Origin of the sequence: Paraburkholderia sp. A1BS-2L, assembly GCF_051125205.1 — a bacterium.
Classification (GTDB): Bacteria; Pseudomonadota; Gammaproteobacteria; order Burkholderiales; family Burkholderiaceae; genus Paraburkholderia.
In genome coordinates this window covers 1,288,246-1,314,820 of sequence record NZ_CP120428.1, presented here as the reverse complement: position 1 = coordinate 1,314,820, position 26,575 = coordinate 1,288,246, and the positions used below count along the sequence as shown (strand labels likewise).

Below are 26,575 nucleotides of genomic sequence, written 5' to 3'. Positions count from 1 at the left end.
ACGGGCGTCAAACCAGCGTCAAGCGACCCGCCGCGCTCCGGCATGCATCCGCGCATCGCCCACTCTCGATTCGACCGACCATGACAGCCACCCTCATCGACGGCCTCGCCCTCTCCAAGAAACTGCGCGCCGACGTCGCCACGCGCGCCGCCGCCCTCACTGCCCGCGGCCATCAGCCTGGCCTCGCGGTCGTGCTGGTCGGCGACAATCCCGCGAGCGAAGTCTATGTGCGCAACAAGGTGAAGGCCTGCGAAGACAACGGCCTCCGTTCGTCGTACGACCGCTACGCCGAAACGCTCTCCGAAGCCGATCTGCTCAAACGCATCGACGAACTGAACCGCGACCCGAAGATTCACGGCATCCTCGTGCAGTTGCCGCTGCCCAAGCACATCGACAGCCACAAGGTGATCGAGGCGATCGCACCGGAAAAAGACGTGGACGGTTTTCACGTGGCCAACGCCGGCGCGCTCCTGACCGGCCGGCCGCTGTTCCGCCCCTGCACGCCCTATGGCGTGATGAAGATGTTCGAGGAGTACCAGATCCCGCTCGAAGGCGCGAACGCCGTGGTGATCGGCCGCTCGAACATCGTCGGCAAGCCGATGGCGCTGCTGCTGCTCGAAAAGGGCGCCACGGTCACGGTCTGCCACAGCAAGACGCGCGATCTCGCGAAACACACGCGTGAAGCGGACATCGTGGTGGCCGCCGTGGGCAAGCGCAACGTGGTGACCGCCGACATGATCAAGCCGGGCGCCACCGTGATCGACGTGGGCATGAATCGAGACGACAACGGCAAACTGTGCGGCGACGTCGATTTCGCGGGCCTGAAGGACGTGGCCGGCTTCATCACACCGGTGCCGGGCGGCGTCGGCCCGATGACCATTACGATGCTGCTCGTCAACACGATCGAAGCCGCGGAGCGTGCAGCTGGCGCCTAGGCACGCCCAGCAACCGCTTGCCAGACCGGCACGCGGTTGCGAACGCTTCACTGAAAACGGCCCTGTGCATTCCTGCTTGGGCCGTTTTTTTCGTGCATGCACTGGCGATGCGCAGAGCGCGGCGCGTCGATTGCGCCGCCTCGGCCCGACTTCTGTTAATTTGCACGGGTGCTCCGGTTGGAAAGCGCGCACTGCGCCCCAATAACCGGAATTTCGGGGCGTGCGAAAGCGCGCGGCGCCCCGGCCCTCCCCGGCTGCGCATCGGCCCATTTCATTGCGAATCAACCGCGACAGAAGGAACAGGACGCATCATGGCAACTACTCCCTCCGATAATCCGCTGCTCGATTTCACCGGTCTGCCGCGCTTTGGCGAGATCCGCCCCGAACACGTAACGCCCGCACTGGACGTGCTGCTCGCGAACGCGAACGCCGCGGTCGAGCGCGCGGCCCAACCCATGACGCCCTCGCAGTGGAGCGACGTGGTCGAACCGCTCGAGCGCGCCACCGAACCGCTCTCGCGCGCCTGGGGCATGATCGGACACCTGAATGCCGTAGCCGACACGCCGGAGCTGCGTGCCGCGTATGGCGAGAACCTGCCGCGCGTAACCGAATTCTGGTCGAGCGTCGGCCAGAATCTCGCGCTCTACGAGAAGTACAAGGCCATCGCGAACCACAATTCGTTCCAGTTGCTTTCCACCGAGCGCAAGAAGATTCTCGATAACTCGCTGCGCGACTTCCGCCTCTCGGGTGCGGAGTTGCCCGAAGACCAGAAGCCGCGTTTCGCCGAGCTGCAGGAGCGCCAGGCGTCGCTCGCGAAAGCGTTCTCCGACCATGTGCTCGACGCCACCAACGCCTATGCGTTCTACGCCACGAGCGAAAGCGAGCTCGCCGGCCTGCCCGACGACGTGATCGCTGCCGCGCGCGAAGCCGCCGAGCGCGAGGACAAGCAAGGCTGGAAGTTCACGCTGCACTTCCCCTCGTATTTCCCGGTGCTGCAATACTCGGAAAACCGCGCGATGCGCGAGACGATGTATCGCGCCTACGTCACGCGCGCATCGGAGCTGGGTCCTCAATACGGCGGCGGCAAGCCCGACTGGGACAACACCGCAATCGTCGACGATCAGCTCAAGCTGCGCGCCGAAGAAGCGAAGATGCTCGGCTACAACAACTTCGCCGAGGTTTCGCTCGCGCCGAAGATGGCCGAGTCGCCCGCGCAGGTCACGAGCTTCCTCGAAGACCTCGCCGCGCGCGCACGCCCGCACGCCGAAAAAGACTGGCAGGAACTGCGCGAGTTCGCTGCGAACGAACTCGGCCTCGCGCAGATCGAGCCGTGGGACATGGCCTTCGCAGCCGAACGCCTGCGTCAAAAGCGCTACGCGTTCTCGGAGAACGAGGTCAAGCAATATTTCCCCGAAGACTTCGTGCTCAAGGGCCTCTTCAAGGTTACGGAAACACTGTTCGGCGTGCGCATCCGCGACGACAAAGCCGCCGTCTGGCACCCGGACGTGCGCTTCTTCCGAGTCGAGAACGCGGACGGCACCCTGGTCGCGCAGTTCTATCTCGACCTCTACGCACGCGAAGGCAAACGCGGCGGCGCATGGATGGACGATGCACGCTCGCGCCGCAAGCTCGAGGGCGACAGCGTGCAGACGCCGGTCGCGTATCTCACCTGCAACTTTTCCGCGCCGGTGGGCGGCCGCCCCGCGTGCTTCACGCACGACGAAGTCATCACGCTGTTCCATGAATTCGGCCACGGCCTGCATCACATGCTCACGCGCGTGGACGAGCTCTCGGTCTCGGGCATCAACGGCGTGGAATGGGACGCGGTCGAACTGCCCTCGCAGTTCATGGAGAACTTCTGCTGGGAGTGGGACGTTCTCACGGAGATGACCTCGCACGTCGACACGGGCAAGCCGCTGCCGCGCGAACTCTTCGACAAGATGCTCGCCGCGAAGAACTTCCAGAGCGGCCTCGGCACGCTGCGCCAGATCGTGTTTTCGCTGTTCGACATGGCGCTGCACGTGGACTTCGACGCCTCGAAGGGCAAGACCGTGAACGATCTCGCGCGCGAGATCAACGCGCGCTATCACGTCATTGCGCAAGCTCCGTTCTCGCGCTGGCCGAACACCTTCAGCCATATCTTCGCGGGCGGCTACGCGGCGGGCTACTACAGCTACAAGTGGGCCGAAGTGCTTTCCGCCGATGCCTACGCGGCGTTCGAAGAAGCCGCGCAAGCCGCGAAGTCGAGCGTGCTCGACGCGGCCACGGGCACGCGCTATCGCAAGGAGATTCTGGAAGTGGGCGGCAGCCGCCCGGCGATGGAATCGTTCAAGGCGTTCCGCGGACGCGAGCCCAACATCGATGCGCTGCTGCGCCATAACGGCATGGAGCAGCCGCCGGCACAGCACTAAACGCGCCTCGCGCACCTTCACGAAAAGCCGCGCATGGAAGTGCATTCCATGCGCGGTTTTTCATCGTCCACCGCTCGTTGGCCAATCTATTGGCGAATCTGATGGCGAGTCGCTTACCGGTGCAGCCTGAAATCGACGCTCGTGGGCCGTCCTTCGAGCGCAAGCGACACGCGTTGCGCGGGCTGGCGACTCACCACCCGGCCCCGGCTCACCACAGCAAGGCGCACTGCACGTAGCCGAATCGCCTCGACAGGATCGCGCGCATCGAGCACCACGAGATTGGCCGCGCTTCCCGGCGCAATGCCATAGCCTTCGAGACCGAGAATCTTCGCGGGATTGACCGTGACCGCGTCGAAGCATGTGCGCGACGCCTCCACGCCCGTCATCTGTGCGACGTGCAACCCCATCTGCGCGACCTCGAGCATGTCGCCCGAGCCGAAGCTGTACCAGGGATCCATCACGCAATCGTGGCCAAACGCGACGTTGATGCCCGCCGCCAACAGCTCGGGCACGCGCGTCATGCCGCGGCGCTTGGGATAGGTATCGGAGCGGCCCTGCAGCGTAATGTTGATGAGCGGATTCGCGATCGCTGCCACGCCGGACTCGCGCATGAGCGGGATGAGCTTGCTCACGTAGTAATTGTCCATCGAGTGCATCGACGTGAGATGCGAGCCCGTCACGCGGCCGTGCAAACCGAGACGATGCGCTTGCGCCGCGAGCGTTTCGATGTGGCGCGAGAGCGGGTCGTCGGACTCGTCGCAATGCATGTCCACGCGCAGGCCTTGCTCCGCCGCGAATTCGCAGAGCAGCCGCACCGACTCCGCACCGTCGGCCATGGTGCGCTCGAAATGCGGGATGCCGCCCACCACGTCCACGCCCATCGCGATGGCACGCTTGAGATTGTCGAACGCGCCGGGGCTGCGCAGCAGTCCGTCCTGCGGAAACGCCACGAGTTGCAAGTCGAGGTACGGCGCCACGCGGCGCTTCACTTCGAGCAGCGCCTCGACGGCAAGCAGGCGCGCGTCGCAAACATCGACGTGCGAGCGGATCGCCAGCAGCCCGCGCGCGACGGCCCAATCGCAGTACTGCAGCGCGCGCTCGACGAGCGCCTCTTGCGTGAGCTGCGGCTTGAGCTCGCCCCACAGCGCGATGCCCTCCAGCAGCGTGCCCGACGCATTCACGCGCGGCAGCCCCCAGGACAGCGTGGCATCCATGTGGAAATGCGCGTCGACGAACGGCGCGCTGACGAGCGCACCAGCCGCGTCGATCTCCTCTGGCGCCTGCGCCGCGAGATGCGGCTCGACGGCAATGATGCGCCCCGCCTCGACACCGATATCGACCGTGGGATGCCCGGCCGGATGCGCATGCGCGAGCACGGCGCGGCGAATGATCAGATCCATGCATGGCTCCTTGCTGGCGTTTTCTTGTACTGCGCGTTGATGCCGCTTTTTTTCGGTTCCGCCTTGATTCTATCGGAGCATGAATTCACGCCCCCGCTTCGCGGTCGTCGTCTTCGGGATCGTCGTCGAACAGCGCGAACTGGCCGCGCAGCATGGGATTGTCCTCTTCGAGCCGCACGCCCGCGCCCAGCAGGCGCACCGCGAGCTTGCGCCGCGCCAGCCCCTTCTCGAGCAAAGCGAGCAGCGTGGGCAGATCGGTGGCGTCGGCCACGCATTCGACCGTGGTGCGCTGAAAATTCGCGAAGCGGATCTTCACGAAGAGCTTGCGCACGGCGTGCGCGCAGCCGGCGCGCTCGATGCGCGCGTCCAGTTGCACGGCAAGACGCTTGAGCTCCTCGCTGCACGCTTCGAGCGTGAGCAGATCGTTCACATAGGTCGTCTCGACACTTACCGACTTGCGCTCCTGATCCGCGCGCACGGGCCGCTCGTCGATGCCGCGCGCCAGTTCGTAGAGCCGCTTGCCGAACACGCCGAAACGCCGATGCAGATCGAACAGCGACCACGTGCGCAACTGCGTGCACGTGGACAGCCCAAGGCTCTCCAGCTTGGCCGCCGTGACCTTGCCCACGCCGTGAATCTTGCGCACGGGCAGCGCCGCAACGAATGCATCGACCTCATGCGGACGCACGACGAAGAGCCCATCGGGCTTGTTCCAGTCGGAAGCGATCTTGGCGACGAACTTGTTGGGCGCAACGCCTGCCGATACCGTCACCCCCACGGTCTCGCGCACGCGCTCGCGAATCTCATTTGCGATGAGCGTGGCGCTGCCCTTGCACCGCGTGGTGCGCGACACGTCGAGATAAGCCTCGTCGAGCGAGAGCGGCTCGACGTCCGCCGTGTAATCGCGGTAAATCGCCATGATCTGCCGCGAGGCGATGCGGTACTTCTCCATCGCCGTGGGCAGTATCAGCAGATCGGGACACTTGCGCATGGCGAGCGCCGACGACATGGCCGAGTGCACGCCAAAGCGGCGCGCCTCGTAATTGCAGGTGGCGATCACGCCCCGCTGGTCCGGCCTGCCGCCCACCGCAAGCGGGCGCCCGCGCAGCGTGGGGTCGTCGCGCATTTCAACCGATGCATAAAAGCAGTCGCAATCGCAATGGATGATCTTGCGAGCGAAGCTGGCAGCCGGCGAGAGGTCGGAAGAAAGCGTGTTCAAAGTACCGATACTGTACAAAAACACAGTGCCATTTTCAAGAAAACTGTCCGCGCAGCCTGGCCTCGCCGTACTGCGGCACGCGTGCTGGACCGTACCTGTACAGCGACGCGGACATGCCTATACTCGTCCGATCATTTCAATCCATTGCGGGAGTGGCGATGAAAACGATCGGTGTGATTGGCGGGATGAGCTGGGAGTCGTCGGCGGAATATTACCGGCTGCTGAACCGCTACGCGAAGGCGCGGCTCGGCGGACATCACAACGCGCGCAGCCTCATGGCGACGGTTGATTTCGCCGATATCGAAGCCTTGCAGCGCTCGGGCGACTGGGACGCGCTGGGCGTGCAGATGGCGCGGGCGGCCGCGCAACTGGAACGCGGCGGCGCCGATCTCGTGCTGCTGGCGACCAACACGATGCATCGCGTGTGCGCATCGATCGAAGCGGCGATTGCGATCCCCTTCCTGCATATCGCCGATCCGACCGGCGACGCGTTGCGCGCGGCGGACGTGACGCGCGTGGGTCTGCTCGGCACGCGCTATACGATGGAACAGGACTTCTATACAGGCAGGCTGCGCAACGTGCACGGCATCGAGGCGCTCGTGCCCGACGAGCGCGAGCGCCTGGACGTGCATCGCATCATCTACGATGAACTCTGTCATGGCGCCGTGAAAGCGGAATCGCGCGGCGTGTATCAGCGGGTGATCGAAGCGCTCGCAGCACGGGGCGCGCAAGCCGTCATCCTCGGCTGCACGGAAATCACGATGCTGATCAAACCCGAGGACTCGGCAATACCGGTGTTCGATACGACCGCACTGCATGCACAGGCGGCTGTGGATTGGGCGCTGGAAAACCAGGGTCGCTGAGGCGAGCTGGATGACAGGCGGGCACGGATTGCGCGCCCAGAACGGAAAAAGCCTGCATGACTTTCATCATGCAGGCTTTGAGAATCTTTCCTGGTTGCGGGGGTAGGATTTGAACCTACGACCTTCGGGTTATGAGCCCGACGAGCTGCCAGACTGCTCCACCCCGCGTCCGTCAGAGAAAACAATTATAGGCACATCCTGTGTTCGCGTCAACACTTTATTTCCAGTCGTCCATGTCGGGAGCGACCTTGCTCATATCGGCGCATCGAGGTTGATTCGGAAGCCAAACTTATTTGCAATGACCATTGCATTGAACGCTACGCCTGGTCGTCATTGAGAAGCGGCTTGAGCTCCTCGGCCCATTCAAGCCACGATTCCTGCGTGCGTATCCCCGCCTTGAGAATCGCATACTGCAACTGCTGCCCGCGCGTGAGCACCGGCGCGCCGAAATCGCGCTGCTCGATCTCGCGATACGTCTTGAGGCGCGCACGCGCTTCCTCGATGAGCCGCGGCACTTCCTCTCCCAGTCCTAGTGGGCCGATCACGGCGTCGGCGCGCAGCTTCAGCAAGAACACGTTGCGGTCGTCGGGGCCCAGACGCGTTTCACGCGCCCAGCGCTCGACTTCTTCGCGGCCTACCGGCAGCACGCGGTAAACCTTCCTGCGCGTGGCGCCGGCGTGTGCGTCGTCCTCCTCCAGAACGGCAACCCAACCGGTCGCCACCATGCGGCCGAGTTCGCGGTAGATCTGCTGATGCGTGGCATGCCAGAAATAGCCAATCGCCCGGTCGAAGCGCCGGGCGAGGTCGTAGCCGGACGACGGCTTTTCCAGCAGGGCGATCAGGATGGCGTGAGGGGTCGACATCAGGCGATTCTAAACCAGGTCCCTGCGATGCCGCCCCGGTTTCCCGTGTCTCGTCCCGTTCGAGCTTGAATGCGGACACTATGCAACCAGTTGCATAGTGTCCGCCGGTTTGCTATGTTTCATCCTGTTGGCCCGCCAGCACGGGCGCACAACGCGAACAACACGGCGGCGCCCAAATCCGGCCGCCGCCTTCATTCAGCTTTGCATGAGATGGAGTCCGGCGCACACCCGCCCGCTCCCATCGACAAGGAGATACGCATGGCCCTGCCAGCCGTCCTGCGACGCGGCCTCTCGATTCCCGTCGTCGGCTCGCCGCTTTTCATCATCTCGAACCCCAATCTCGTGATCGCGCAGTGCAAGGCGGGCGTGGTCGGCTCGTTCCCCGCTCTGAACGCGCGGCCCGAGCACGTGCTGGGCGAATGGCTCGACCGCATCACGACCGAGCTCGCCGAATACAATGCGAAGCATCCCGATCAGCCCGCTGCGCCGTTCGCGGTGAACCAGATCGTCCACAAGTCGAATGACCGCCTCCAGCACGATCTGGGCGTATGCGCCGAGTACAAGGTGCCCATCGTGATCACGTCGCTGGGCGCGCGCGAGGACGTGAACCAGGCCATTCATGGCTGGGGCGGCATCGTCTTGCACGACGTAATCAACAACACGTTTGCAAAGAAAGCCATCGAGAAAGGCGCGGACGGCCTGATCGCCGTCGCTGCCGGCGCGGGCGGACATGCGGGCACGCTCTCGCCGTTCGCGCTCATCCACGAGATTCGCGAATGGTTCGACGGCCCGTTGCTGCTCTCAGGCGCAATCGGCAACGGCAACGCAATTCTTGCGGCGCAAGCCGCCGGCGCGGACCTCGCGTATGTCGGCTCGGCGTTCATCGCCACCGATGAGGCGAATGCGGTCGACGCCTACAAGCAGATGATCGTCGAAAGCGGCGCGAGCGATATCGTCTACTCGAATCTCTTCACCGGCGTGCACGGCAACTACCTGCGTTCGAGCATCGTGGCGAGCGGCCTGGATCCCGACGCGCTGCCGCGATCCGATCCGTCGGCGATGAACTTCGGCTCGACCCGCGTGAAGCCGTGGAAGGACATCTGGGGCGCAGGCCAGGGCATCGGCGCGGTCAAGCGCATCGTACCCGCTGCCGAACTGATCGCGCGCCTGAAGCGCGAATACGAAGCCGCGCGCGAACGCCTGGGTGTGGCGAGCGCGAGTGCCGAAGCCGCGGCGCTAGCCTGATCCACGGCAACGTAGGACGAGGGGAACGCATGGTGCAAACACCGGCGTTCCCCGCACCCGCTCGCGAAGCACACGCGCTTCGCACATGCCGCACCTGGCACACTCGCATTCACTCGACGATCCTCACCCGTGCAGTCTCCTCTTCGACATCGCGCAAGCGGTCCTTGCCGAAGAACATTTCTCACCGACGAAAAAAGTCCGGCGCACCAAATGCGTCGCGTCGAACCCATCCGCCTCCGGCGTGGCACGGCGGCGGCCCGCCCTGTGTCGTCGGGCGTTATGATTCGGTATTTCGCCGATCCAACGCTCATTCATTCATGAAAATCGCAACGTGGAATGTGAATTCCCTGAAGGTCCGCCTGCAGCACGTCATCGACTGGCTCGGGCAGAGCCAGGTGGACGTGCTCTGCCTCCAGGAGCTGAAGCTCACCGACGACAAGTTCCCGCGCGCCGAACTCGAGGCTCAAGGCTACCGCAGCTGGTTCGCAGGCCAGAAGACCTATAACGGCGTGGCCATTCTCGTGCGCGATGGACTGGCCGTCGACGAGGCCACGATCGTGCGCAACATCCCCGGTTTCGAAGACCCGCAGCAGCGCGTGATTGCCGCCACGGTGGACGGCGTGCGCATCGTCAGTGCGTATTTCCCGAACGGCCAGGCGCCCGGCACCGAAAAATTCGCCTACAAGCTGAGCTGGCTGGACGCGATGCACGACTGGCTCGGCGAAGAGATGGGGCGGCATCCGCAGCTCGCGCTGCTCGGCGATTACAACATCGCGCCGGAAGACCGCGACGTGCACGACCCCAAGGCCTGGGAGGGACAGAATCTCGTCTCGCCCGAAGAGCGCGCGCAATTCCAGCGCCTCATCGCGCTCGGTTTCGTCGACGCCTACCGCCAGTTCGAGCAGCCCGACAAGACGTTCACGTGGTGGGACTATCGCATGTTCGCGTTCCGCCGCAACGCGGGCTTGCGCATCGACCACATCCTGCTCTCGCCCACGCTCACGCCCGCGCTCGTGTCGTGCGAAATCGACAAGGTGCCGCGCAAGTGGGAGCAACCTTCGGACCATACGCCGGTCGTGGCCGATCTGAAGATCGCGGGCTGAGCGCGCCAGTCGCGCCAGTCGCGCGCGGGCACTCAGCCCGCGCCGCTCACCACGTTGCGGCGAGCGTGGTCCACAAAAAGCGGTACACAAGCGCGTCGTACTGCGCGCGCTCCAGCGAGTCGCTGCCTGGCCCGTGGCCGCCCTCGGTGTTCTCCAGATACCAGACGTTCGCGTGCCCCTGCTCCTGCATGCGCGCGACCATCTTGCGCGCATGTGCGGGATGCACGCGGTCGTCGCTCGTCGAGGTAGTGAAAAGCACGGGAGGGTATGCAACGCCGGCTTTCACGCGCTGATACGGCGAATATTCGGCAAGCGCCCGCCCTTCTTCGGAATCCTCAGGATCGCCGTATTCATCCACCCAGGACGCGCCGGCATGCAGCAGCGGATAGCGCTGCATGTCGAGCAGCGGCACCTCGCACACGACTGCGCCGAACAGTTCCGGACGCTGCACCATGCACGCGCCGACCAGCAAGCCGCCGTTGCTGCCACCCTTGATGCCCAGTTGCGCCGCGCTCGTATATCCCTCTGCGACCAGTTGCTCCGACACGGCGATGAAATCGTCGAACGAGCGCTGCCGATGCTCGCGTTGCGCGCTCACATGCCAGGCGGTGCCATATTCGCCGCCACCGCGAATATGGGCGATGGCGACGATGCCGCCCTGCTCCAGCCAGCCGATGCCCGAGCCAACCAGATACTGGGGCGTGAGTGCGATAGCGAAGCCGCCATACCCCGTCAACAGGCATGGCAGCGGCTTGCGCGCCGTACCCTCGAGTGCGGCGCGCGGGCCCACTACGGTGAACGGCACCATCGTGCCATCCGCGGAACGCGCATGCGAGCGGATCACCGCAAGCGGCGCGGCATCGAACTGCGTGGGCCAGCGATCGAGCAGCTCCCAGTTCTGCAGGTCCTGCTGCGCGAGATCGGCAAGCCAATATTCAGGCGGCAGCAAATAGTCGTCCACATCGACGAAGACCTCGTCGTTGAGCGTGTCCTCGATCGGCGACACATCCACCTGCGAGCTCGCGCGCGCCGGGAAAAAACGTGATTGCCACGTCCATGTGCCGTCTTGCTGCTGCGGCTGCCACAGCATCGTGCGGCTTTGCACGTCGTCGAGCCACGAGACGATCAGGACGTTTTTCGTCGTGCTCCAGTCGCACGCCGACGTCACCGGCGTGGGCGTGAAAAGCGGTGTGACGTTGCGCTCGCCAGCAAGAAATGCGTCTTCGCGGATCGCGAGCAGCGAACCGCCCGCCCAGGTGTGTTCGCCGAGCGACCAGTCGAGCCTCGGCTCGAGCATCAGCCAGCCATGCCACGCGCCCACTGCCACGTGCGAGGGCACGTCGTAAAGCTGCCACTGCTCGCGCTCGTCGAGCCGGTACGTCAAGGAATCGAAAAAGTCGACGCTGCGCACCACGTCATGACGCTTCTCGACAGGGTCGTAATCGCCCTCCACGCTGATGTCGTCGAACTCGCCGCGGAACACCACGGGTGCATCGGCGAGGCGCGTGCCGCGCGTCCAGCGGCGCACTTCGCGCGGATAACCCGAGCGCGTGAGCGTCTTCTTGCCGAGCTTGCCGCCCGCGTCCCAGCCGACGTACACCGTATCGCGGTCGATCCACGAGATGACGTGCTTGCCTTCCTTCTCGATCGCAAAACCGCCGTCGACGAACATACGTCTTTCGAGATCGAACTCGCGCACGGTGACGGCATCGGCACCGCCGTCCGATAGCTGGATCAGTGCGCGGTCGCCGTCGGGATACAGGATGTCGATGCCCGCGCACACCCAGGGCATGCGTTCAGCCGCGCCGAGTGCGTCGAAGTCGATTAGCGTTTGCCACTGCGGCTTGCGCGCGCGCCAGTCAGCCCACTTCGCGCGGCGCCACAAGCCCTTCGGATTGTCCTCGTCTTCCCACAGATCGTAGGCCCACTCCTGCCAGCGGCTCGGGATCACGGGCCGCTCGCGCGGCAAATAGGCCTGTGCAAGACGCTTTTCCAATGCTTCGAAGCGTTCGCCGCCTTGCCACGCACTGCGCGTGCGCGCGTTCTGGGCCTCGACCCAGACCATGGCGGCGGGGTCGTCGAGCGATTCGAGAGAGAGGAACGGATCGGCCTCGGCGGGCCACGGGGAAGTCACGGGCATATTCGATCATCGACGGAAAAACCAGCGTCGATTATGCCCCACCACGCGCGAAGCGCCTTGCGCGTGGACGCGGCCCGTGCGGGACGGCCCCTGCGGGACGGCGCAAGCCGCCGCGCACGGTTCATGCCGCGCTCATTCGAGGTCGAGTTCCTGGATCTTGCGCGTGATGGTGTTGCGGCCGATGCCGAGGCGCTCGGCGGCCTCGACCTTGCGGCCGCGCGTATAGTCGAGCGCTTCGCGAATCACCGCGGCTTCGAAGCGCCGCGAGAGTTCGTCCATGACACCTGCACTGTTCTCGCGCAGCAGGCGCGCGACTTCGGTGCGCAAGCCGCTTTCCCAAACGCCCACCGGTGGCGCCGCAGCGCCATTGCTGGTCGCCGGATGCACAGCCGGCATGCCGCCGCTTGCGCCCGGCATGCCGGCGAAACCCGCGGCACCGGCTACACCCGCTGGCGCGGTCAGCGCGCTCTCGCCCCCCGCGAGCGGCATCCCCACCGGAACCGTGGCCGCCGTGGCTTCGCCTGACGCGCCAGCATGCGTGCCGTCGGTTGCCGCGGCATGCACTGGCACCAGATCGGGCGGCAGGTCCTTGATCTCGATGGTCTGCGCGGGCGCCATCACCGTGAGCCAGTTCGCGAGGTTTTCGAGCTGGCGCACATTGCCTGGAAACGCCAGCGACGACATATACGCCAGCGCCTCGTCGGACACGCGCTTGGGCTCGACGCCGAGCTCGCGCGCACTCTTCTGCAAAAAATGCCGCGCGAGCAGCGGAATGTCCTCGCTGCGCTCGCGCAGCGCCGGCAAGCGCAGGCGAATCACGTTGAGGCGGTGATACAAGTCCTCGCGGAACAGCCCCTGGCGCACGCGCGTTTCCAGGTTCTGGTGCGTAGCAGCGATCACGCGCACGTTCGCGCGCAACGGGTTGTGGCCGCCTACACGATAAAACTGCCCATCGGAGAGCACGCGCAACAGGCGCGTCTGCAAGTCGAACGGCATATCGCCGATTTCGTCGAGAAACAGCGTGCCGTTCTCGGCCTGCTCGAAGCGGCCCTGACGCATCGCCTGCGCCCCCGTGAACGCGCCGCGCTCGTGGCCGAACAATTCGGATTCCAGAAGATCCTTGGGGATGGCGGCAGTGTTCAGCGCGATGAACGGACCGTTCGCGCGTGGGCTATGGCGGTGCAACGCGCGCGCGACCAGCTCCTTTCCGGTGCCGGACTCGCCAGTGATGAGCACGGTGGCCGCCGAATGCGAGAGGCGGCCAATGGCGCGAAACATGTCCTGCATCGCAGGCGCCTGGCCCAGCATCTCGGGCGCCTCGGCGGGACGCTCGTCCCAATGATGCTCGCCGCGCATGCTCTCGTCCACGGCGCGGCGGATCAGCTCGACGGCCTTGGCCACGTCGAAGGGCTTGGCGAGATACTCGAACGCGCCGCCCTGGAACGCGGCCACCGCGCTGTCGAGGTCGGAGAACGCGGTCATGATGATGACGGGCAGGCCCGGCAAGCGCTCGCGCACGGTCTGCAGCAATTCGAGGCCCGAGCCGCCCGGCATGCGAATGTCGGAGACGAGCACCTGCGGGCTGTCGTGTTCGAGCGCGCTCGCGGCGTCGCGCACGTTCGAGAAGCTGCGGGTCGCGAAATTCTCGCGCGCCAGGGCTTTTTCGAGCACCCAGCGTATCGATTGGTCGTCGTCTACTATCCAGATCGGCTTCATAAGGTCGGTCAGAAGTCCTGGTGGCTTGCGATGGAAGTAATGGCGGTGAATCAGTTGTCGAGCGGCAGCAGGATCTGAAACTCCGTGTGGCCCGGCCGGCTTTCCACTTCGATCAAACCGTCATGCTGCTGAACGAAGGTCTGCGCAAGCGTGAGCCCGAGACCGCTGCCATCCTCGCGTCCGGAGACGAGCGGATAAAAAATGCGGTCGCGGATCTCCTCGGGAATGCCGGGTCCGTTATCGATGACATGCAAGTCCAGTGCCAGCTTGCACAGGCGCTTGGAAATCGTGACTTTGCGCGCGATGCGCGTGCGCAGCTCGATGCGCGCGTCGCCCTGCGAAATCCGCTCGCGCAACGCCTGCGCCGCATTGCGCACGATGTTCAGCAGTGCCTGGATCAGCTGCTCCTTGTCGCCGCGCAGGTCGGGCACGCTCACGTCGTAGTCGCGCTCGATCGTGAGGCCACGCGGAAACTCGGCGAGAATCACGGCACGCACACGCTCGCACACTTCGTGAACGTTCACGTCGCCGACGATATGCGGATGCCGGTGCGGCTCGAGCAGCCGGTCGACGAGCGTTTGCAGCCGGTCCGACTCCTTGATGACGACCTGCGTGTACTCGCGCAGCTCGTCGCGACCGAGCGTGCCGAGCTCGAATTCGAGCAACTGCGCCGCGCCGCGAATGCCGCCGAGCGGATTCTTGATCTCGTGCGCGAGATTGCGGATCAAATGCTTGTTGACGGTCGCAAGGTCGTGAATGCGCTCCTCGCGATCGCTCTTGAGATGGCGCTCGTTTTCGAACAGCTCGAGCAGCACGTAGTCAGGCGCGCTCTCGAGAAAGCCGACGATCGCGTGCACGTGCAGCGCCTCGCGGCCCGGACGCTCGAGCGCGGCGTCGAGGCGCGTCGCATGAAAGCGATGCGCCGCGATCGACGCGATCGTTTCGAGCAGTTCATCCGCGTTGGAGAAAAGATCGGACCACGCCATCTGCGCGAGCTGGCGCCGCGAAAGATCGAGCATCGCCTCGGCCGTGGGGTTCGCGAACGCCACGCGCAAGGTGCGCTTGTCGAGCACGAGCACGACGGTGGGCAGCGCCTCGAAGCCGGGCAACAGCCCCGACTCCACGAGCGCCGTCTCGTCCGAGAGCGGCTCCGCATGACCCTTCCTTGCCTTGATCAGATTCTTTAGCACCATGTCGCAGGCCGGCTTTCAGTCCGGCTTTTAGTCCATTCGAGGCCAACGAAAAAGGGACGGCAGCACCGTCCCTTTGTGATCGATCGCCGCTATCGAAAACGCGCTACGCTGCATTGCGGCTCGCGTAGCGCGTTGCGTCGATTACAGCGAGTAGTACAGTTCGAACTCGACCGGGTGCGTGGTCATGCGCACGCGCTGGAGCTCGCCTTCCTTCAGTTCGAGGTAGGCGTCGAGCATCGAATCCGTGAACACGCCACCGCGCGTCAGGAACTCGCGATCCTTGTCGAGCGCTTCGAGTGCCTGGTCGAGGCCCGCGCAGACGGTCGGGATCTTTGCATCCTCTTCCGGCGGCAGGTCGTACAGGTTCTTGTCTGCAGCTTCACCCGGGTGGATCTTGTTCTGCACGCCATCCAGACCCGCCATCATCAGTGCCGAGAAGCACAGGTACGGGTTGGCCAGCGGATCCGGGAAGCGCGTTTCGATACGGCGTCCCTTAGGATTGCTCACGTGCGGAATGCGGATCGATGCCGAACGGTTGCGTGCCGAGTAAGCGAGCTTGACCGGCGCTTCGAAGTGCGGAACCAGACGCTTGTACGAGTTCGTGCCCGGGTTCGTGATGGCGTTCAGCGCGCGAGCGTGCTTGATGATGCCGCCGATGTAGAACAGCGCGAATTCCGAGAGGCCTGCGTAGCCGTTGCCTGCGAACAGGTTCTGGCCATCCTTCCAGATCGACTGGTGAACGTGCATGCCCGAACCGTTGTCGCCAACGATCGGCTTCGGCATGAACGTGGCCGTCTTGCCGTACGTATGCGCGACGTTGTGGATGATGTACTTCATCTGCTGCGTCCAGTCGGCGCGCTGAACCAGCGTCGAGAACTTCGTGCCGATTTCGTTCTGGCCCTGGCCCGCCACTTCGTGGTGGTGCACTTCGACCGGAATGCCGATCTGTTCGAGCAGCAGACACATTTCCGAGCGCATGTCCTGGAACGTGTCGACCGGCGCGACCGGGAAGTAGCCGCCCTTCACGCCCGGACGGTGACCCGGGTTGCCGCCTTCCATTTCGCGCGACGACGACCACGGAGCTTCATCCGAGCCGATCTTGACGAAGGTGCCCGACATGTCCGTGTTCCACTGGACCGAGTCGAAAATGAAGAACTCGGGTTCCGGACCGAAGAAGGCCGTGTCGCCGAGGCCCGTGCTCTTCAGGTACGCTTCGGCGCGCTTGGCGAGCGAGCGCGGGTCGCGCTCGTAGCCCTTGCCGTCTGCCGGCTCGACCACGTCGCAGGTGAGGACCAGCGTGGACTCTTCGTAGAACGGGTCGATGAACGCGGTGTTCGCATCCGGAACGAGCAGCATGTCCGAGGCTTCGATGCCCTTCCAGCCGGCGATCGACGAACCGTCAAACGCATGGCCCGACTCGAACTTGTCTTCGTCGAAATGCGACAGCGGGACCGAGACGTGTTGCTCCTTGCCGCGCGTGTCCGTGAAGCGGAAGTCGACAAACTTGACGTCTTCGTCCTTGACGAGTTGCATGACGTCGGCCACGGATTTGCTCATAACCTTTTCTCCTGATTAACGATTTCGGCGAACGTTGCCGCCGTGCCAATTCTGTTGATCCACACTGCTGTGAATCGATCGTGACATATGAAGCAGCTTCTGTGCCAGTTTTGCACCCTACCCGCGCAAACCCAATGCGGGCAGGCACCGGAAGCGAAACGGCGCGCGCCGCAAACGTGCCGGCGCCACAAACCACCCGGTGACTCGCACCAAACCAGTGCACCCCCAGATTTGGCGCATGAAACGCACTCCATTATGGTGCATAAAAAACTCTACGCACCAATTCGATGCAAACCTGCCGGTGCAATAAATCGCACGCACCGGACACGCGCATGCGAAGCCGGTGCATCAAGGCCCTGCCGCCCCGCCAGCCCTCATTGGCGCGCCACGAACGCCCGCTTCCTGCACCATGCAGCGCGCTAGAATAATCCTTTGGTCCAACACGAGAAATAGGAGATCTGCTGTCATGAGTACGCTCGAACAGTTGTACGCCCAAGCCGAAAAGCGCCGCGTCGAGAGCCAGTTGCCCTACGCGGGCGCGGTCTCGCCCGCCGAGGCGTTCGAGCTTCTGCAACTCGATGCGCGCGTGAAACTCGTCGACGTGCGCACGCGCGCCGAACTCGATTGGGTCGGCCGCCCCGTGGTGGGCGACGGCCAGTATGCCCATGTCGAGTGGACGCGCTATCCCGGCGGCGTGCCCAACGCCGAATTCATCGCCCAGCTCAAGAGCGTCGCCGATCCCGACGCACCTGTGCTGTTCCTCTGCCGCAGCGCCGCGCGCTCGAAGCTCGCGGCCATCGAAGCCGCCAAGGCCGGCTTCACGCATGCGTACGACTTGCTGGAAGGCTTCGAGGGCGACAAGAACAGCGAAGGACATCGCAAGACGATCACGGGCTGGTGCTTCCGCGGCCTGCCCTGGCTGGGCGCCTGATGCCAAAGCGGCGCGCCGTGCCGGAATCAACCGGGTCTGGGCGGATTTGACTGGCACAAACCTGGCTGATCACTTTGAGCGCCCCATGTGACGCGCCGATGATGGACACGCACGCCCCGAAGCGCCAGCCCGGGATCATGCGAATCTCGCGCAGGAACTCGCCGTGGCGGCGTTAGCGGTTAGTGGCGCGACGCAGCACTCTGGATCTTGGCCGGCTCGGGCGGCTCCACGATGTCGCCGCCCAGCAGATGCACGCCTTCGCGCAGCTTCACGAACGCTGCCGCGACGGCCTCCGGCTCCCCTTTCACGCCCAGATCGATATGCCGGCGCGCATAAACGCCGCCGCGCTCCGTGTCGCCCACGCTCGGCAGACTGAACACGCGCACGCCCGGGAAATCATGCTCGATGCGCTCCATGAGCGGCGTGAGCGTCGACTCCGGCAACTCGAACACGAGCAGCGACTTCTCTGCGTGCGGCATCTGATGATGCAAATGCGCGTACTTCGTATCGAGCACCCATTCGATCATCGGCCAGGCCATCACCGGAAAGCCCGGCACGAAATGATGGTCGCGAATCGAAAAGCCCGGGATCTTGTTGTAGCCGTTCGGGATGATCTCGCAGCCCAGCGGGAACGTGCCCATCTGGAAGCGGTGCTGGTTCTCGAGCGAATCGAAGTCGACCGGATCGGCGCCCGAGTGCATGTCGCGGATACGCTCGCGGATCGCGGCCTCCGCGTCAGGATGCAGCGCGAGCGGCACGCCGAGCGCAGCCGCTGCGCACTGGCGCGTATGGTCGTCGGGCGTCGCACCGATGCCGCCCGTGGAAAACACGATGTCACCTGACGCGAACGAGCGCTCGAGCGTCGCCGTGATGCGCGCCGGGTCGTCGCCGACATATTCGGCCCACTCGAGCGCGAGGCCGCGCGTGCCGAGCAGTTCGATGATTTTCGGCAGATGCTTGTCGCTGCGGCGGCCCGAGAGAATCTCGTCGCCGATGATGATGACGCCAAATGCCATGAATGACCTCGTCGTGATTCGTTGTAGTGCGTCGTGGTTTGTCGTAATTCTTCGCAAGCGCGGGAGTCGGGAGCAGCAGGCTCCCGTGCGGATTCAGTTTTAGTGTGTGACGGTCACATCATGCCCCGTCTGCCGTGTTTGCGCCGCGCGCAGACGCTGAAGCGCGTGCAGGCAGTAGTGGCCGAACCAGAGTGCCGTGAACACCAGAATGAACGCATAGATCCACACGGTCGCCATGGCCACGAACGGGAAAAACAGCAGCAGCCACGCAGAGGCGATCCAGATCGCCGTGGGCAGCGAGCTGAGCAGGCCGCTCGCCACACCGATCGCGAGCAGCGGCAGCCGGTGCCGGCGCACGAGCTCGCGCCGCTCCTCAGCGCTGGCGTGCAGCGCGAGCGCGTCATAGGTCATCACGCGATAGGTCAGCCAGCCCCACAACAGCGGCGGCACCAGCGCGAAGAACGGCGGAAAGAACCAGAACGGCAGCGAGACGCACAGCAGCACGATGCAAATCACCGTGGTCCAGAGCGAATGAAGCAGGCTGCCGTACCAGCTGCCGCCACGCCGCTCCTCCAGCGTCGAGTACTGCCGGGCCGAGAGATAGCGGATCACGCGCGGCATCGAAATCGCAACGATCAGCAGCAGCACGGTAATGACGATGAGCGGAACCGACAGCACGATCACCACGAATGGTCCGATCATGTTGCGCAACGCGCCATAGCCGAGCAGGTCGAACAGACGGTAGAGATACGCAGTGGCCCACCAATGTTCGAGCGCTGGACGCAACGCATCGACGAGCGGTTGCCAGAACGCATAGAGCAGGCCGCCCCACACTCCCGCCGCCACGAGAAACGGCACGAAGGTGAGAAACAGCATCGAGGGATGGAACGCGCCCACCAGTGCGCGCCCGAACGAGCGCAACAGATCGTTCATGCGAGGAGGAAAACAGCGGTCAGACGAGCAAGCATCACGAGGCCCATGGGTTCGGTGCGTCAAATCGACAGCATAAACCACGGCGCGACGGGCCGTCCAAAGTCGTGAAGTATCACGAAGTACCGATTGGATCAGTTGGATCAGGCGGCGCTGGCGTCGTCGCGCGTATCGCCCTTGGTGCGCCGCTGCGCCGCGAGCCGCCGCGCGATGCGCCGGAACGCGAGCCCCTGCTGCGCCCAGAAACCCTCGCCGTAGCGTTCGCCTTCGAGCTGATCGCGGATCCCGGTGGGCTCGATTTCGCGCTTGAACGAAGCACTGCCGAACGTCATGTCCCACCACGGAAACAGCACGCCGAAATTGCAGCCATAGGTCGTGCCCTCGTGGCCATAGCCGATGGCGTGATGGCGGCGGTGAAAGCGCGGGCTCACGACGAGCCGCTCGCCGAGCCAGCCGAAGTGCCAGCGGATATTGGCGTGCTGCACGTTCTGCACGAAGTTCGTGAGCGCGACGAGCACGACGAACTGTGCGGGCGGCACGCCAATGACCAGCGCAATCGCGGCGAACATGCAGGACTGTCCCAGCACGTCCAGCAGGTGATTGCGGTTATCGCACCAGAACGACATCTTGCGCTGGCTGTGATGGACCGCATGCAGTTCCCACCAGATGCCGAAGCGGTGCGAAAAACGGTGATACCAGTAGCCGAAGAAGTCGAGAACGATCAGATAGATCGCGAACGTGACGAGCGGCACGGTCGTCACGCCGGGCCAAAGATTGTCGATGTCGACGCTCATCACGCCGTGCAGGCGCAACCAGCTCTGCGCGCGGTCGAAAACCGGCTGCAGCGCGAAAAAGAACAGCAGATTGAAGATGCCCAGACGCGTGATCCAGGTATAGACGGCATCCACGCCCACGCTCTTGCGGTCGCGCCATTGCTCCGCCGGCACGAGCGCTTCGAGCGGCCGCAGGATCACGTACATCGCGCCGATCTCCAGCACGCCGACGATCACCCAATAAAGCGCGTCGAACGTGTCCTCGTCCACGTCCATGAGGCCCGCGTAAAAGAGCAGCGGCTGCAGGACCTTGACGTACGCGAGCGTCTGGAGCCACGACACGAGGTCGTCGGCGCCAGACACGGCCCAATGCACGCAGGAGTTCAGAAAGGCTGGCATGTGCGGCGGCGAATTATCTACGAAACACGGCTAGAGGCACGGGCAGAAGCGCCCCGGGAAACCACGTAAATCAGGCGCCATTGGGCGACATGACCGGCGCACGGTCATAGAAGTAAATGCCATGGGGCGAGCGCCCCACCGGGATCGTCTTGATGAGCTTCTTCGTCTGCATGTCGATCACGCCAATGTGCTTGGCGAAGCGGAACGTCACCCACAGATAGCGCTTGTCGGCGGTGAGCTCCATGTCGTCGGGTCCGGGCAGCAGGCCGTTGATCTCGCCCACTTTCTCGAGCGACTCTTCGTCGATGATGCTGATGACATTCGACACGCGGCTCGACACCAGCACGTGGCGGCCATCCACCATCGAGCGGAAGTTGTGCGCCGCCTTGCCCACCTGAATCGTCTTGACGACCTTCTGGTTGCGCCAGTCCACCACCGCGACATAGTCGGCGCCCGTCATGCCGACGAGCAGGTATTTCTCGCCGGGCGTGAGCCACAGGCCCGCAGGCGCCGCGCCCACCTTCATCTTCCAGAGCACGCGCTGGGTGGGCAGGTCAACCGCCGCGATCTCGCCCGACACCTGCAGCGAAACGAACACGGTATTGTTGTCCTTCGTGAACGCGAGGTGGCTCGGCATGGCCGAGAGCGGCAGGCGCTTGGCGAGCGTGAAATTGCCGGCGCCGCCGTAGTGATAAATATCGAGACGGTCGAGCCGCAAGCCCGTGGTCACGAACCACTTGTTGTCGGGCGAGAAGCCGAGTTGATACGGGTCCTCGATATTCTCGATCCAGCGCTGCGGCTTGCCCGTCTTCGGATCGACGAACAGCAGGTTGTTCGACACCGAATTCGCGACGATGAGCGAGCTGTTGTCCGGCGTCGGGAACAGGTGGTGCGGCTCTTTGCCGGTGGGCACGGTGCCGACGACCTCGTGGGTCTTGTCGTCGATGAGGCTCAGCGTGGCCTCGCCCGAATTCAGCACGATGATGTTGTTGGCGCGCGCCGCGGTTGCGCCAATGCCCGCGAACGCGGCGCAGGCCAGCGCCGCGCAGGCGCCCTTCACGACGAGGCGGCCCGCGGCGCGGCCAAAAGATTGATTACGCATGGAGAGTGGTTCCCGGACTGGTTCGTGATTGTAGAACGTCTACCTTCCTGCAAGGTTGACGTTGGGCCGATGAAATGCGACAGCACGCCGCGCCCGGACTTTCAGCGCAGCATCGACTCCCAGACCTTGTGCAGCCGCTTGACCGATACCGGCATGGGCGTGCGCAACTCCTGCGCGAACAGCGAGATGCGCAGTTCCTCGAGCAGCCAGCGGAACTCGGCCAGGCGCGGATCGAACACGCCGCCGCGCTGCGAAAGCGCGCGCTGATACTGCTGCGCGAGCGGCAGGAATTCGCTCGCCTGGCGCGCGTCGCGCGACGGGTCGGCGCGCAGCTTGTCGATGCGCAGCGCCACGCCCTTGAGATAGCGCGGGAAATGCACGAGCTGCGCGTACGGCGTCTCCAGAATGAAGCGCTTGCCGATGAGCGCATCGACCTGCGCCTGCATGTCCGCCGCCGGCGCGCCGAACGCCTTCGCCTGCACGAGCTTCTTCGCCAGCGACGCGTATTCGGCAAGGATCTGGCCCACCAGCCGCGCGATCTCCTGCGCGAGCAGCGAGAGACGGCCGCGCCCTTCGTCCTTGCGCGCGTGGAAGCTCGCCTCGTCGTCGGGCAGCGGGTCCTGCAGGCAGGCGCGATCGAGCGCGAGTTCGATCAGCTGGTCGCGCAATTCCTCCTGGGTAGCCCGCGCCATGAACTGCATGGCCATCTCGCGCAGCCCCGGCAGATTCTTCTCCATGTAGCGGATCGGCTCGCGCAGCTGCAGCGCGAACAGACGCCGCAGGCCTGCGCGATGGATGCGCGCGGCCTCTTCGGGCGAGTCGAACACTTCGACGTCGCAATGCGTGCCACGATCGACCAGCGCAGGATAGCCGAACAGCGTCTGGCCGCCCCGGCGGATCTCCAGCAGCTCGGGTAGCTTGCCGAAGTTCCACGTCGTGAGGTTCTCGTAGAGCGCGGTGGCAGGCGCCGAGTCGGTGGACGCAGGCGTGTGCGGCGCGTTGCCCTGCCGGGGCGCGCTCGCAGGCGCGTTGACGCCGGGCTGCGGCGCAGATTGCGAATCTTGCGCAGCGGAGCGCGGCTCCCCGCCCCCACGTGCCTCCAGCGCCGCCAGCGCGGTCGCGCTCGCGAGCTTCTGGAACTGCTGCTGCGCCTGCGCGCCGAGCTCGCTGCGCAGTTGCGCGAGATTGCGGCCCATCGCCAGCTGGCGACCGTGCTCGTCGATCACCTTGAAATTCATGAAAAGGTGCGCCGGCAGCAATTCGAGCTTGAAATCGGACGACTTCAGGGCGACCTGCTTCTGCTCTCTCACGTCGATGATGAGCGCCTCCACGAGCCCGCCCGCGCCAAAGCGCTCACCGCCCGCGCGCTGAGCGAAGCCCGCCGCGTATTCGGGCAGCGGCACGCAATGGCGGCGCAGCTTCTGCGGCAGCGACTTCAGCAGCAGATGCGCCTTCTCCTTGAGCATGCCCGGCACGAGCCATTCGCAGCGGCGCGCGTCGACCTGATTGAGCGCGTAGAGCGGCACCGTGAGCGTCACGCCATCGCGCGGCGAGCCCGGCTCGAAGTGATAGGTGAGCGCCATCGCCACGCCCGACATCGTCATGCGCTTCGGGAACAGCTCGGTCGTCACGCCGGCGGCCTCGTGGCGCATCAGGTCGTCGCGAGAGAGGTAGAGCAGACGCAGCTTGTCTTCGGACTGGCCGCTTTTTTTCACCTCGTCGCGATACCAGCGTTCGAACGATGCGCCCGAATAAATGCCCTCGGGAATCGCGTGATCGTAGAACGCGAAGATCAACTCGTCGTCGACCAGCACGTCCTGGCGGCGCGACTTGTGCTCGAGCTGCTCGATATCGGCGAGCAGCTTGCGGTTGTGCGCGAAGAACGCGAGCTTCGTGTCGAACTCGGCTTCCACCAGCGCGCCGCGAATGAAAAGTTCGCGCGCCCGCGCCGGATCCTGCTTGCCGAATGCCACGCGCCGGCGCTGATACACCGGCAGGCCATACAGCACGCCGCGCTCGAATGCGCTCACCTGCGCCGCGCGCTTTTCCCAGTGCGGCTCGGAAAGCGACTTGCGCAACAGATGCGCGCCCACTTTTTCGAGCCATTCGGGCTCGATCCTCGCGATGCAGCGCGCGTACAGGCGGCTCGTCTCCACAAGCTCGGCGGCCACGACCCAGCGCCCCGCTTTCTTCACTAGCGCCGAGCCCGGCCACAGGTGGAACTTGATGCCGCGCGCTCCGAGGTAATGGGGATCGTCGTCGGCTTTCAGGCCGATGTTGCCGAGCAGCCCGGTGAGCAGTGCGTGATGGATCTGCTCGTAGGTCGCGTCCGCTTCGTTGATGCGCCAGCCGTGCTCGCGCACCACCGTGAGCAGTTGCGAATGGACGTCGCGCCATTCGCGCAGACGCAGGTGCGAAAGGAAGTTCGCGCGGCACAAATCGACGAGTTGCTTGTTCGACTTCTTGTGGGCGACGGCCTCCTCGAACCAGGCCCAGATCTTGAGCCACTGAAGGAATTCGGAGCGCTCGTCGGCGAAGCGCCGATGCGCCTGGTCGGCCTGCTCTTGGGCCTCGATGGGCCGGTCGCGCGGGTCCTGCACCGAGAGCGCGCTCGCGATGATGAGCACTTCGCGCATGGCCTGCTCGTCGCGCGCGGCGAGAATCATGCGGCCCACGCGCGGATCGAGCGGCAGACGCGCGAGCTCGCGGCCCAGTGCCGTGAGCGCATTGTCGTCGTCGACGGCGCCAAGTTCATTGAGCAGCTGGTAGCCGTCCGCGATCGCGCGGCCCGGCGGCGGCTCGATGAACGGGAACGTCTCGATCGCCGTGAGGTGCAGCGATTTCATCCGCAGAATGACCGCCGCGAGCGACGAACGCAAAATTTCCGGATCGGAAAATTTTGGCCGCGAAAGGAAATCCTGCTCCTCATAGAGGCGGATGCAGATGCCGTCCGCGACGCGGCCGCAGCGGCCGGCGCGCTGGTTCGCGGCGGCCTGCGAAATCGATTCGATCTGCAACTGCTCGACCTTGTTGCGGTACGAATAGCGCTTCACGCGCGCGAGGCCCGTATCGACCACGTAGCGGATGCCCGGCACCGTGAGCGAGGTTTCCGCGACGTTGGTGGCCAGCACAATGCGGCGCGCGTTCGACGGCTTGAACACGCGCTCTTGCTCCTGCGCGGAAAGCCGCGCGAACAGCGGCAGAATTTCCGTGTGCGGCGGATGATGCTTGCGCAGCGCCTCGGCGGCGTCGCGAATCTCGCGCTCGCCGGGCAGGAACACGAGCACGTCACCGGAGCCCTCGCGGCACAGTTCGTCCACGGCGTCGACGATGGCTTCCATCAGGTCGCGATCCGTGTCCCGCTGTGATTTCGCGCCTTTTTCACGCCCCGTCGTGCCCTGTGCGGCTTTCACCGCCGGACTGTCTTCCTGCACGGGCCGATAGCGCACCTCGACGGGATAGAGCCGCCCGCTCACCTCGATCACGGGCGCCGGCTTCTCCTCGCTGCCGAAATGGCGCGCGAAGCGATCGGCGTCGATGGTCGCCGAGGTCACGATCAGCTTCAGATCCGGCCGGCGCGGCAGGATCTCTTTCAGGTAGCCGAGCAGAAAGTCGATGTTCAGGCTGCGCTCGTGCGCCTCGTCGATGATGATCGTGTCGTAGGCCTTGAGCAGAGGATCGGTTTGCGTCTCGGCGAGCAGAATGCCGTCGGTCATGAGCTTCACCGACGCGCCCGGCGCAAGATTGTCCGTGAAGCGCACCTTGTAGCCGACCACTTCGCCAAACGGCGTGCCGAGTTCCTCGGCAATGCGGCGGCCCGTGGCCGACGCTGCAATCCGGCGCGGCTGCGTATGGCCGATGAGGCCGGTGCCGCCCGCGCCGCGCCCGCGCCCGAGCGAGAGCGCGATCTTCGGTAGCTGCGTGGTCTTGCCCGAGCCGGTCTCGCCGCTCACGATCACGACCTGGTTTTCGGCGATGGCGCGCGCGATCTCCTCGCGGCGGCCCGAGACGGGCAGCGCTTCGGGGAACGTGATTGGCGGAATCGGATTCGGCGCGATGGGCGCGCGCGGTTCCCGCGGCTCACGCGATTCACGCGGTGCGCGTGGCGGGCGCTCGACGCGCGGCGCGCGCTCGCCTTCGCCTGCGGGACGCGATGCGTTTTCGGATTTCGGCGCGGCGGGCCCAGGCGCGGCCGGCTGAGACGCGGCCGGATGCTTCGGATGCTTCGGTTGTTTTGGTTGATTCGGCTGTTGCGCGCGCGGGGGCGGATTGCGCGGCGTCTGCGGTTGCGTCCGCACATCGCGCGGTTCGCCACGCGGCGCTGCGCGCCGATCGTTGCGCGACGCGCCCGGCTGCGCGGCCGGCTTGCTCTCGTTTCGATTTTCCGCGCGCGGTGCGGCTCGCGTTTGTGTTTGCGCTTGCGTCTGCGGTTGCGCGGATGTCTGTGGTTTTTCCTGCTGCGACTGGCCTTGTGCAGGCGTCTGTGCTTGGGACCTTGCTTGCGGTCGTGCCTGCGTTTGCGGCGCCGTCTGCGCTTGCGTTTGCCCTGCCTTCTGGCTGCCCTTGTGCACCGCCGTCTGCGCGCTCTTTTGCGGTTTGCCCGATCCACCGCCCACGAGCGCGGCGAGCCGGTCGGCCGACGCCAGCTTCGGTCCGTCGCCGTACTTCTGCGACGCGCGCTTTTCCTGCGCGCCGCCGTGCGCCGCGTCTTTCCCGCCGGGGGTGTTGCTGCCCTGCGCCGAGGCAGGTCTTTTGGGTACATTCGACATGGGGGCGCAT

The 26,575-nt window shown here is 64.9% G+C and carries 18 protein-coding genes and 1 tRNA gene; 6 read left to right on the top strand and 13 right to left on the bottom strand.

Annotation, left to right across the window (positions count from 1 at the left end; genetic code table 11):
• Nucleotides 1–80: 80 nt before the first annotated feature.
• A complete protein-coding gene (gene folD / locus P5W98_RS05895) occupies nucleotides 81–935 on the top strand; it encodes a bifunctional methylenetetrahydrofolate dehydrogenase/methenyltetrahydrofolate cyclohydrolase FolD (protein ID WP_434718473.1) in 855 nt (284 codons plus the stop codon).
• 311 nt (nucleotides 936–1,246) lie between these two features.
• Nucleotides 1,247–3,346 (top strand): M3 family metallopeptidase, encoded by a 2,100-nt coding sequence (locus tag P5W98_RS05890; RefSeq protein ID WP_434718472.1) that lies wholly within the window; start codon nucleotides 1,247–1,249, stop codon nucleotides 3,344–3,346.
• 113 nt (nucleotides 3,347–3,459) lie between these two features.
• Here the strand turns inward: P5W98_RS05890 and P5W98_RS05885 are convergent, their stop codons facing one another.
• Nucleotides 3,460–4,746, bottom strand: coding sequence for an amidohydrolase family protein (locus P5W98_RS05885; protein ID WP_421079351.1), 1,287 nt, complete (start codon nucleotides 4,744–4,746; stop codon nucleotides 3,460–3,462).
• 85 nt (nucleotides 4,747–4,831) lie between these two features.
• Nucleotides 4,832–5,989 (bottom strand): DNA polymerase IV, encoded by a 1,158-nt coding sequence (dinB, locus tag P5W98_RS05880; RefSeq protein WP_434718471.1) that lies wholly within the window; start codon nucleotides 5,987–5,989, stop codon nucleotides 4,832–4,834.
• Nucleotides 5,990–6,123: 134 nt separating this feature from the next.
• On the opposite strand from dinB, the gene P5W98_RS05875 reads away from it, so the two are divergent.
• Nucleotides 6,124–6,828, top strand: coding sequence for an aspartate/glutamate racemase family protein (locus P5W98_RS05875; protein ID WP_434718470.1), 705 nt, complete (start codon nucleotides 6,124–6,126; stop codon nucleotides 6,826–6,828).
• Nucleotides 6,829–6,919: 91 nt separating this feature from the next.
• On the opposite strand, the gene P5W98_RS05870 is transcribed toward P5W98_RS05875, so the two are convergent.
• Together P5W98_RS05870 and P5W98_RS05865 are read right to left on the bottom strand one after the other, a co-directional pair.
• Nucleotides 6,920–6,996 (bottom strand) — tRNA-Met (locus P5W98_RS05870).
• 149 nt (nucleotides 6,997–7,145) lie between these two features.
• Nucleotides 7,146–7,691, bottom strand: coding sequence for a PadR family transcriptional regulator (locus P5W98_RS05865; RefSeq protein ID WP_434718469.1), 546 nt, complete (start codon nucleotides 7,689–7,691; stop codon nucleotides 7,146–7,148).
• Between the two features lie 258 nt (nucleotides 7,692–7,949).
• On the opposite strand from P5W98_RS05865, the gene P5W98_RS05860 reads away from it, so the two are divergent.
• Nucleotides 7,950–8,936 carry an NAD(P)H-dependent flavin oxidoreductase gene (locus P5W98_RS05860; RefSeq protein WP_434718468.1) on the top strand — a complete coding sequence of 329 codons (987 nt, stop codon included), beginning with the start codon at nucleotides 7,950–7,952 and terminating at the stop codon, nucleotides 8,934–8,936.
• Nucleotides 8,937–9,253: 317 nt separating this feature from the next.
• Nucleotides 9,254–10,039 (top strand): exodeoxyribonuclease III, encoded by a 786-nt coding sequence (xth, locus tag P5W98_RS05855; protein ID WP_421043966.1) that lies wholly within the window; start codon nucleotides 9,254–9,256, stop codon nucleotides 10,037–10,039.
• Between the two features lie 46 nt (nucleotides 10,040–10,085).
• Here xth and P5W98_RS05850 read toward each other — a convergent pair whose 3' ends face one another.
• The 4 genes from P5W98_RS05850 to glnA form a co-directional block, all read right to left on the bottom strand.
• Nucleotides 10,086–12,179 (bottom strand): prolyl oligopeptidase family serine peptidase, encoded by a 2,094-nt coding sequence (locus P5W98_RS05850; protein ID WP_434718467.1) that lies wholly within the window; start codon nucleotides 12,177–12,179, stop codon nucleotides 10,086–10,088.
• Nucleotides 12,180–12,311: 132 nt separating this feature from the next.
• A complete protein-coding gene (ntrC, locus tag P5W98_RS05845; RefSeq protein ID WP_434718466.1) occupies nucleotides 12,312–13,895 on the bottom strand; it encodes a nitrogen regulation protein NR(I) in 1,584 nt (527 codons plus the stop codon).
• 50 nt (nucleotides 13,896–13,945) lie between these two features.
• Nucleotides 13,946–15,088 (bottom strand): nitrogen regulation protein NR(II), encoded by a 1,143-nt coding sequence (glnL, locus tag P5W98_RS05840; RefSeq protein WP_421043968.1) that lies wholly within the window; start codon nucleotides 15,086–15,088, stop codon nucleotides 13,946–13,948.
• A gap of 141 nt (nucleotides 15,089–15,229) precedes the next feature.
• Entirely contained in the window at nucleotides 15,230–16,645 is a 1,416-nt protein-coding gene (gene glnA / locus P5W98_RS05835) for a type I glutamate--ammonia ligase (RefSeq protein ID WP_421023684.1), read from the bottom strand.
• 466 nt (nucleotides 16,646–17,111) lie between these two features.
• Here glnA and P5W98_RS05830 point away from each other — a divergent pair, with 466 nt between their 5' ends.
• On the top strand, nucleotides 17,112–17,576 hold the full coding sequence (locus P5W98_RS05830) for a rhodanese-like domain-containing protein (protein ID WP_434662213.1): 465 nt from the start codon (nucleotides 17,112–17,114) through the stop codon (nucleotides 17,574–17,576).
• Nucleotides 17,577–17,755: 179 nt separating this feature from the next.
• Here P5W98_RS05830 and P5W98_RS05825 read toward each other — a convergent pair whose 3' ends face one another.
• The 5 genes from P5W98_RS05825 to hrpA all read right to left on the bottom strand — a co-directional run bounded on the left by P5W98_RS05825 (nucleotide 17,756) and on the right by hrpA (nucleotide 26,565).
• On the bottom strand, nucleotides 17,756–18,592 hold the full coding sequence (locus P5W98_RS05825; protein WP_434662211.1) for a competence/damage-inducible protein A: 837 nt from the start codon (nucleotides 18,590–18,592) through the stop codon (nucleotides 17,756–17,758).
• A 99-nt stretch (nucleotides 18,593–18,691) separates the two neighbouring features.
• Nucleotides 18,692–19,525, bottom strand: coding sequence for an EI24 domain-containing protein (locus P5W98_RS05820; RefSeq protein WP_434718465.1), 834 nt, complete (start codon nucleotides 19,523–19,525; stop codon nucleotides 18,692–18,694).
• Nucleotides 19,526–19,665: 140 nt separating this feature from the next.
• Nucleotides 19,666–20,694, bottom strand: a complete 1,029-nt coding sequence (locus P5W98_RS05815; protein ID WP_434718464.1) for a sterol desaturase family protein — start codon at nucleotides 20,692–20,694, stop codon at nucleotides 19,666–19,668.
• A 70-nt stretch (nucleotides 20,695–20,764) separates the two neighbouring features.
• Nucleotides 20,765–21,796, bottom strand: coding sequence for a beta-propeller fold lactonase family protein (locus P5W98_RS05810; RefSeq protein ID WP_421079342.1), 1,032 nt, complete (start codon nucleotides 21,794–21,796; stop codon nucleotides 20,765–20,767).
• A gap of 101 nt (nucleotides 21,797–21,897) precedes the next feature.
• A complete protein-coding gene (gene hrpA, locus P5W98_RS05805; RefSeq protein ID WP_434718463.1) occupies nucleotides 21,898–26,565 on the bottom strand; it encodes an ATP-dependent RNA helicase HrpA in 4,668 nt (1,555 codons plus the stop codon).
• Nucleotides 26,566–26,575 lie beyond the last annotated feature (10 nt).

Coding starts and splice junctions, on each gene's coding strand:
- folD (WP_434718473.1), top strand. CDS start 81: ATGACAGCCACCCTCATCGACGGCCTCGCCCTCTCCAAGAAACTGCGC.
- P5W98_RS05890 (WP_434718472.1), top strand. CDS start 1,247: ATGGCAACTACTCCCTCCGATAATCCGCTGCTCGATTTCACCGGTCTG.
- P5W98_RS05885 (WP_421079351.1), bottom strand. CDS start 4,746: ATGGATCTGATCATTCGCCGCGCCGTGCTCGCGCATGCGCATCCGGCC.
- P5W98_RS05875 (WP_434718470.1), top strand. CDS start 6,124: ATGAAAACGATCGGTGTGATTGGCGGGATGAGCTGGGAGTCGTCGGCG.
- P5W98_RS05865 (WP_434718469.1), bottom strand. CDS start 7,691: ATGTCGACCCCTCACGCCATCCTGATCGCCCTGCTGGAAAAGCCGTCG.
- P5W98_RS05860 (WP_434718468.1), top strand. CDS start 7,950: ATGGCCCTGCCAGCCGTCCTGCGACGCGGCCTCTCGATTCCCGTCGTC.
- xth (WP_421043966.1), top strand. CDS start 9,254: ATGAAAATCGCAACGTGGAATGTGAATTCCCTGAAGGTCCGCCTGCAG.
- P5W98_RS05850 (WP_434718467.1), bottom strand. CDS start 12,179: ATGCCCGTGACTTCCCCGTGGCCCGCCGAGGCCGATCCGTTCCTCTCT.
- ntrC (WP_434718466.1), bottom strand. CDS start 13,895: ATGAAGCCGATCTGGATAGTAGACGACGACCAATCGATACGCTGGGTG.
- glnL (WP_421043968.1), bottom strand. CDS start 15,088: ATGGTGCTAAAGAATCTGATCAAGGCAAGGAAGGGTCATGCGGAGCCG.
- glnA (WP_421023684.1), bottom strand. CDS start 16,645: ATGAGCAAATCCGTGGCCGACGTCATGCAACTCGTCAAGGACGAAGAC.
- P5W98_RS05830 (WP_434662213.1), top strand. CDS start 17,112: ATGAGTACGCTCGAACAGTTGTACGCCCAAGCCGAAAAGCGCCGCGTC.
- P5W98_RS05825 (WP_434662211.1), bottom strand. CDS start 18,592: ATGGCATTTGGCGTCATCATCATCGGCGACGAGATTCTCTCGGGCCGC.
- P5W98_RS05820 (WP_434718465.1), bottom strand. CDS start 19,525: ATGAACGATCTGTTGCGCTCGTTCGGGCGCGCACTGGTGGGCGCGTTC.
- P5W98_RS05815 (WP_434718464.1), bottom strand. CDS start 20,694: ATGCCAGCCTTTCTGAACTCCTGCGTGCATTGGGCCGTGTCTGGCGCC.
- P5W98_RS05810 (WP_421079342.1), bottom strand. CDS start 21,796: ATGCGTAATCAATCTTTTGGCCGCGCCGCGGGCCGCCTCGTCGTGAAG.
- hrpA (WP_434718463.1), bottom strand. CDS start 26,565: ATGTCGAATGTACCCAAAAGACCTGCCTCGGCGCAGGGCAGCAACACC.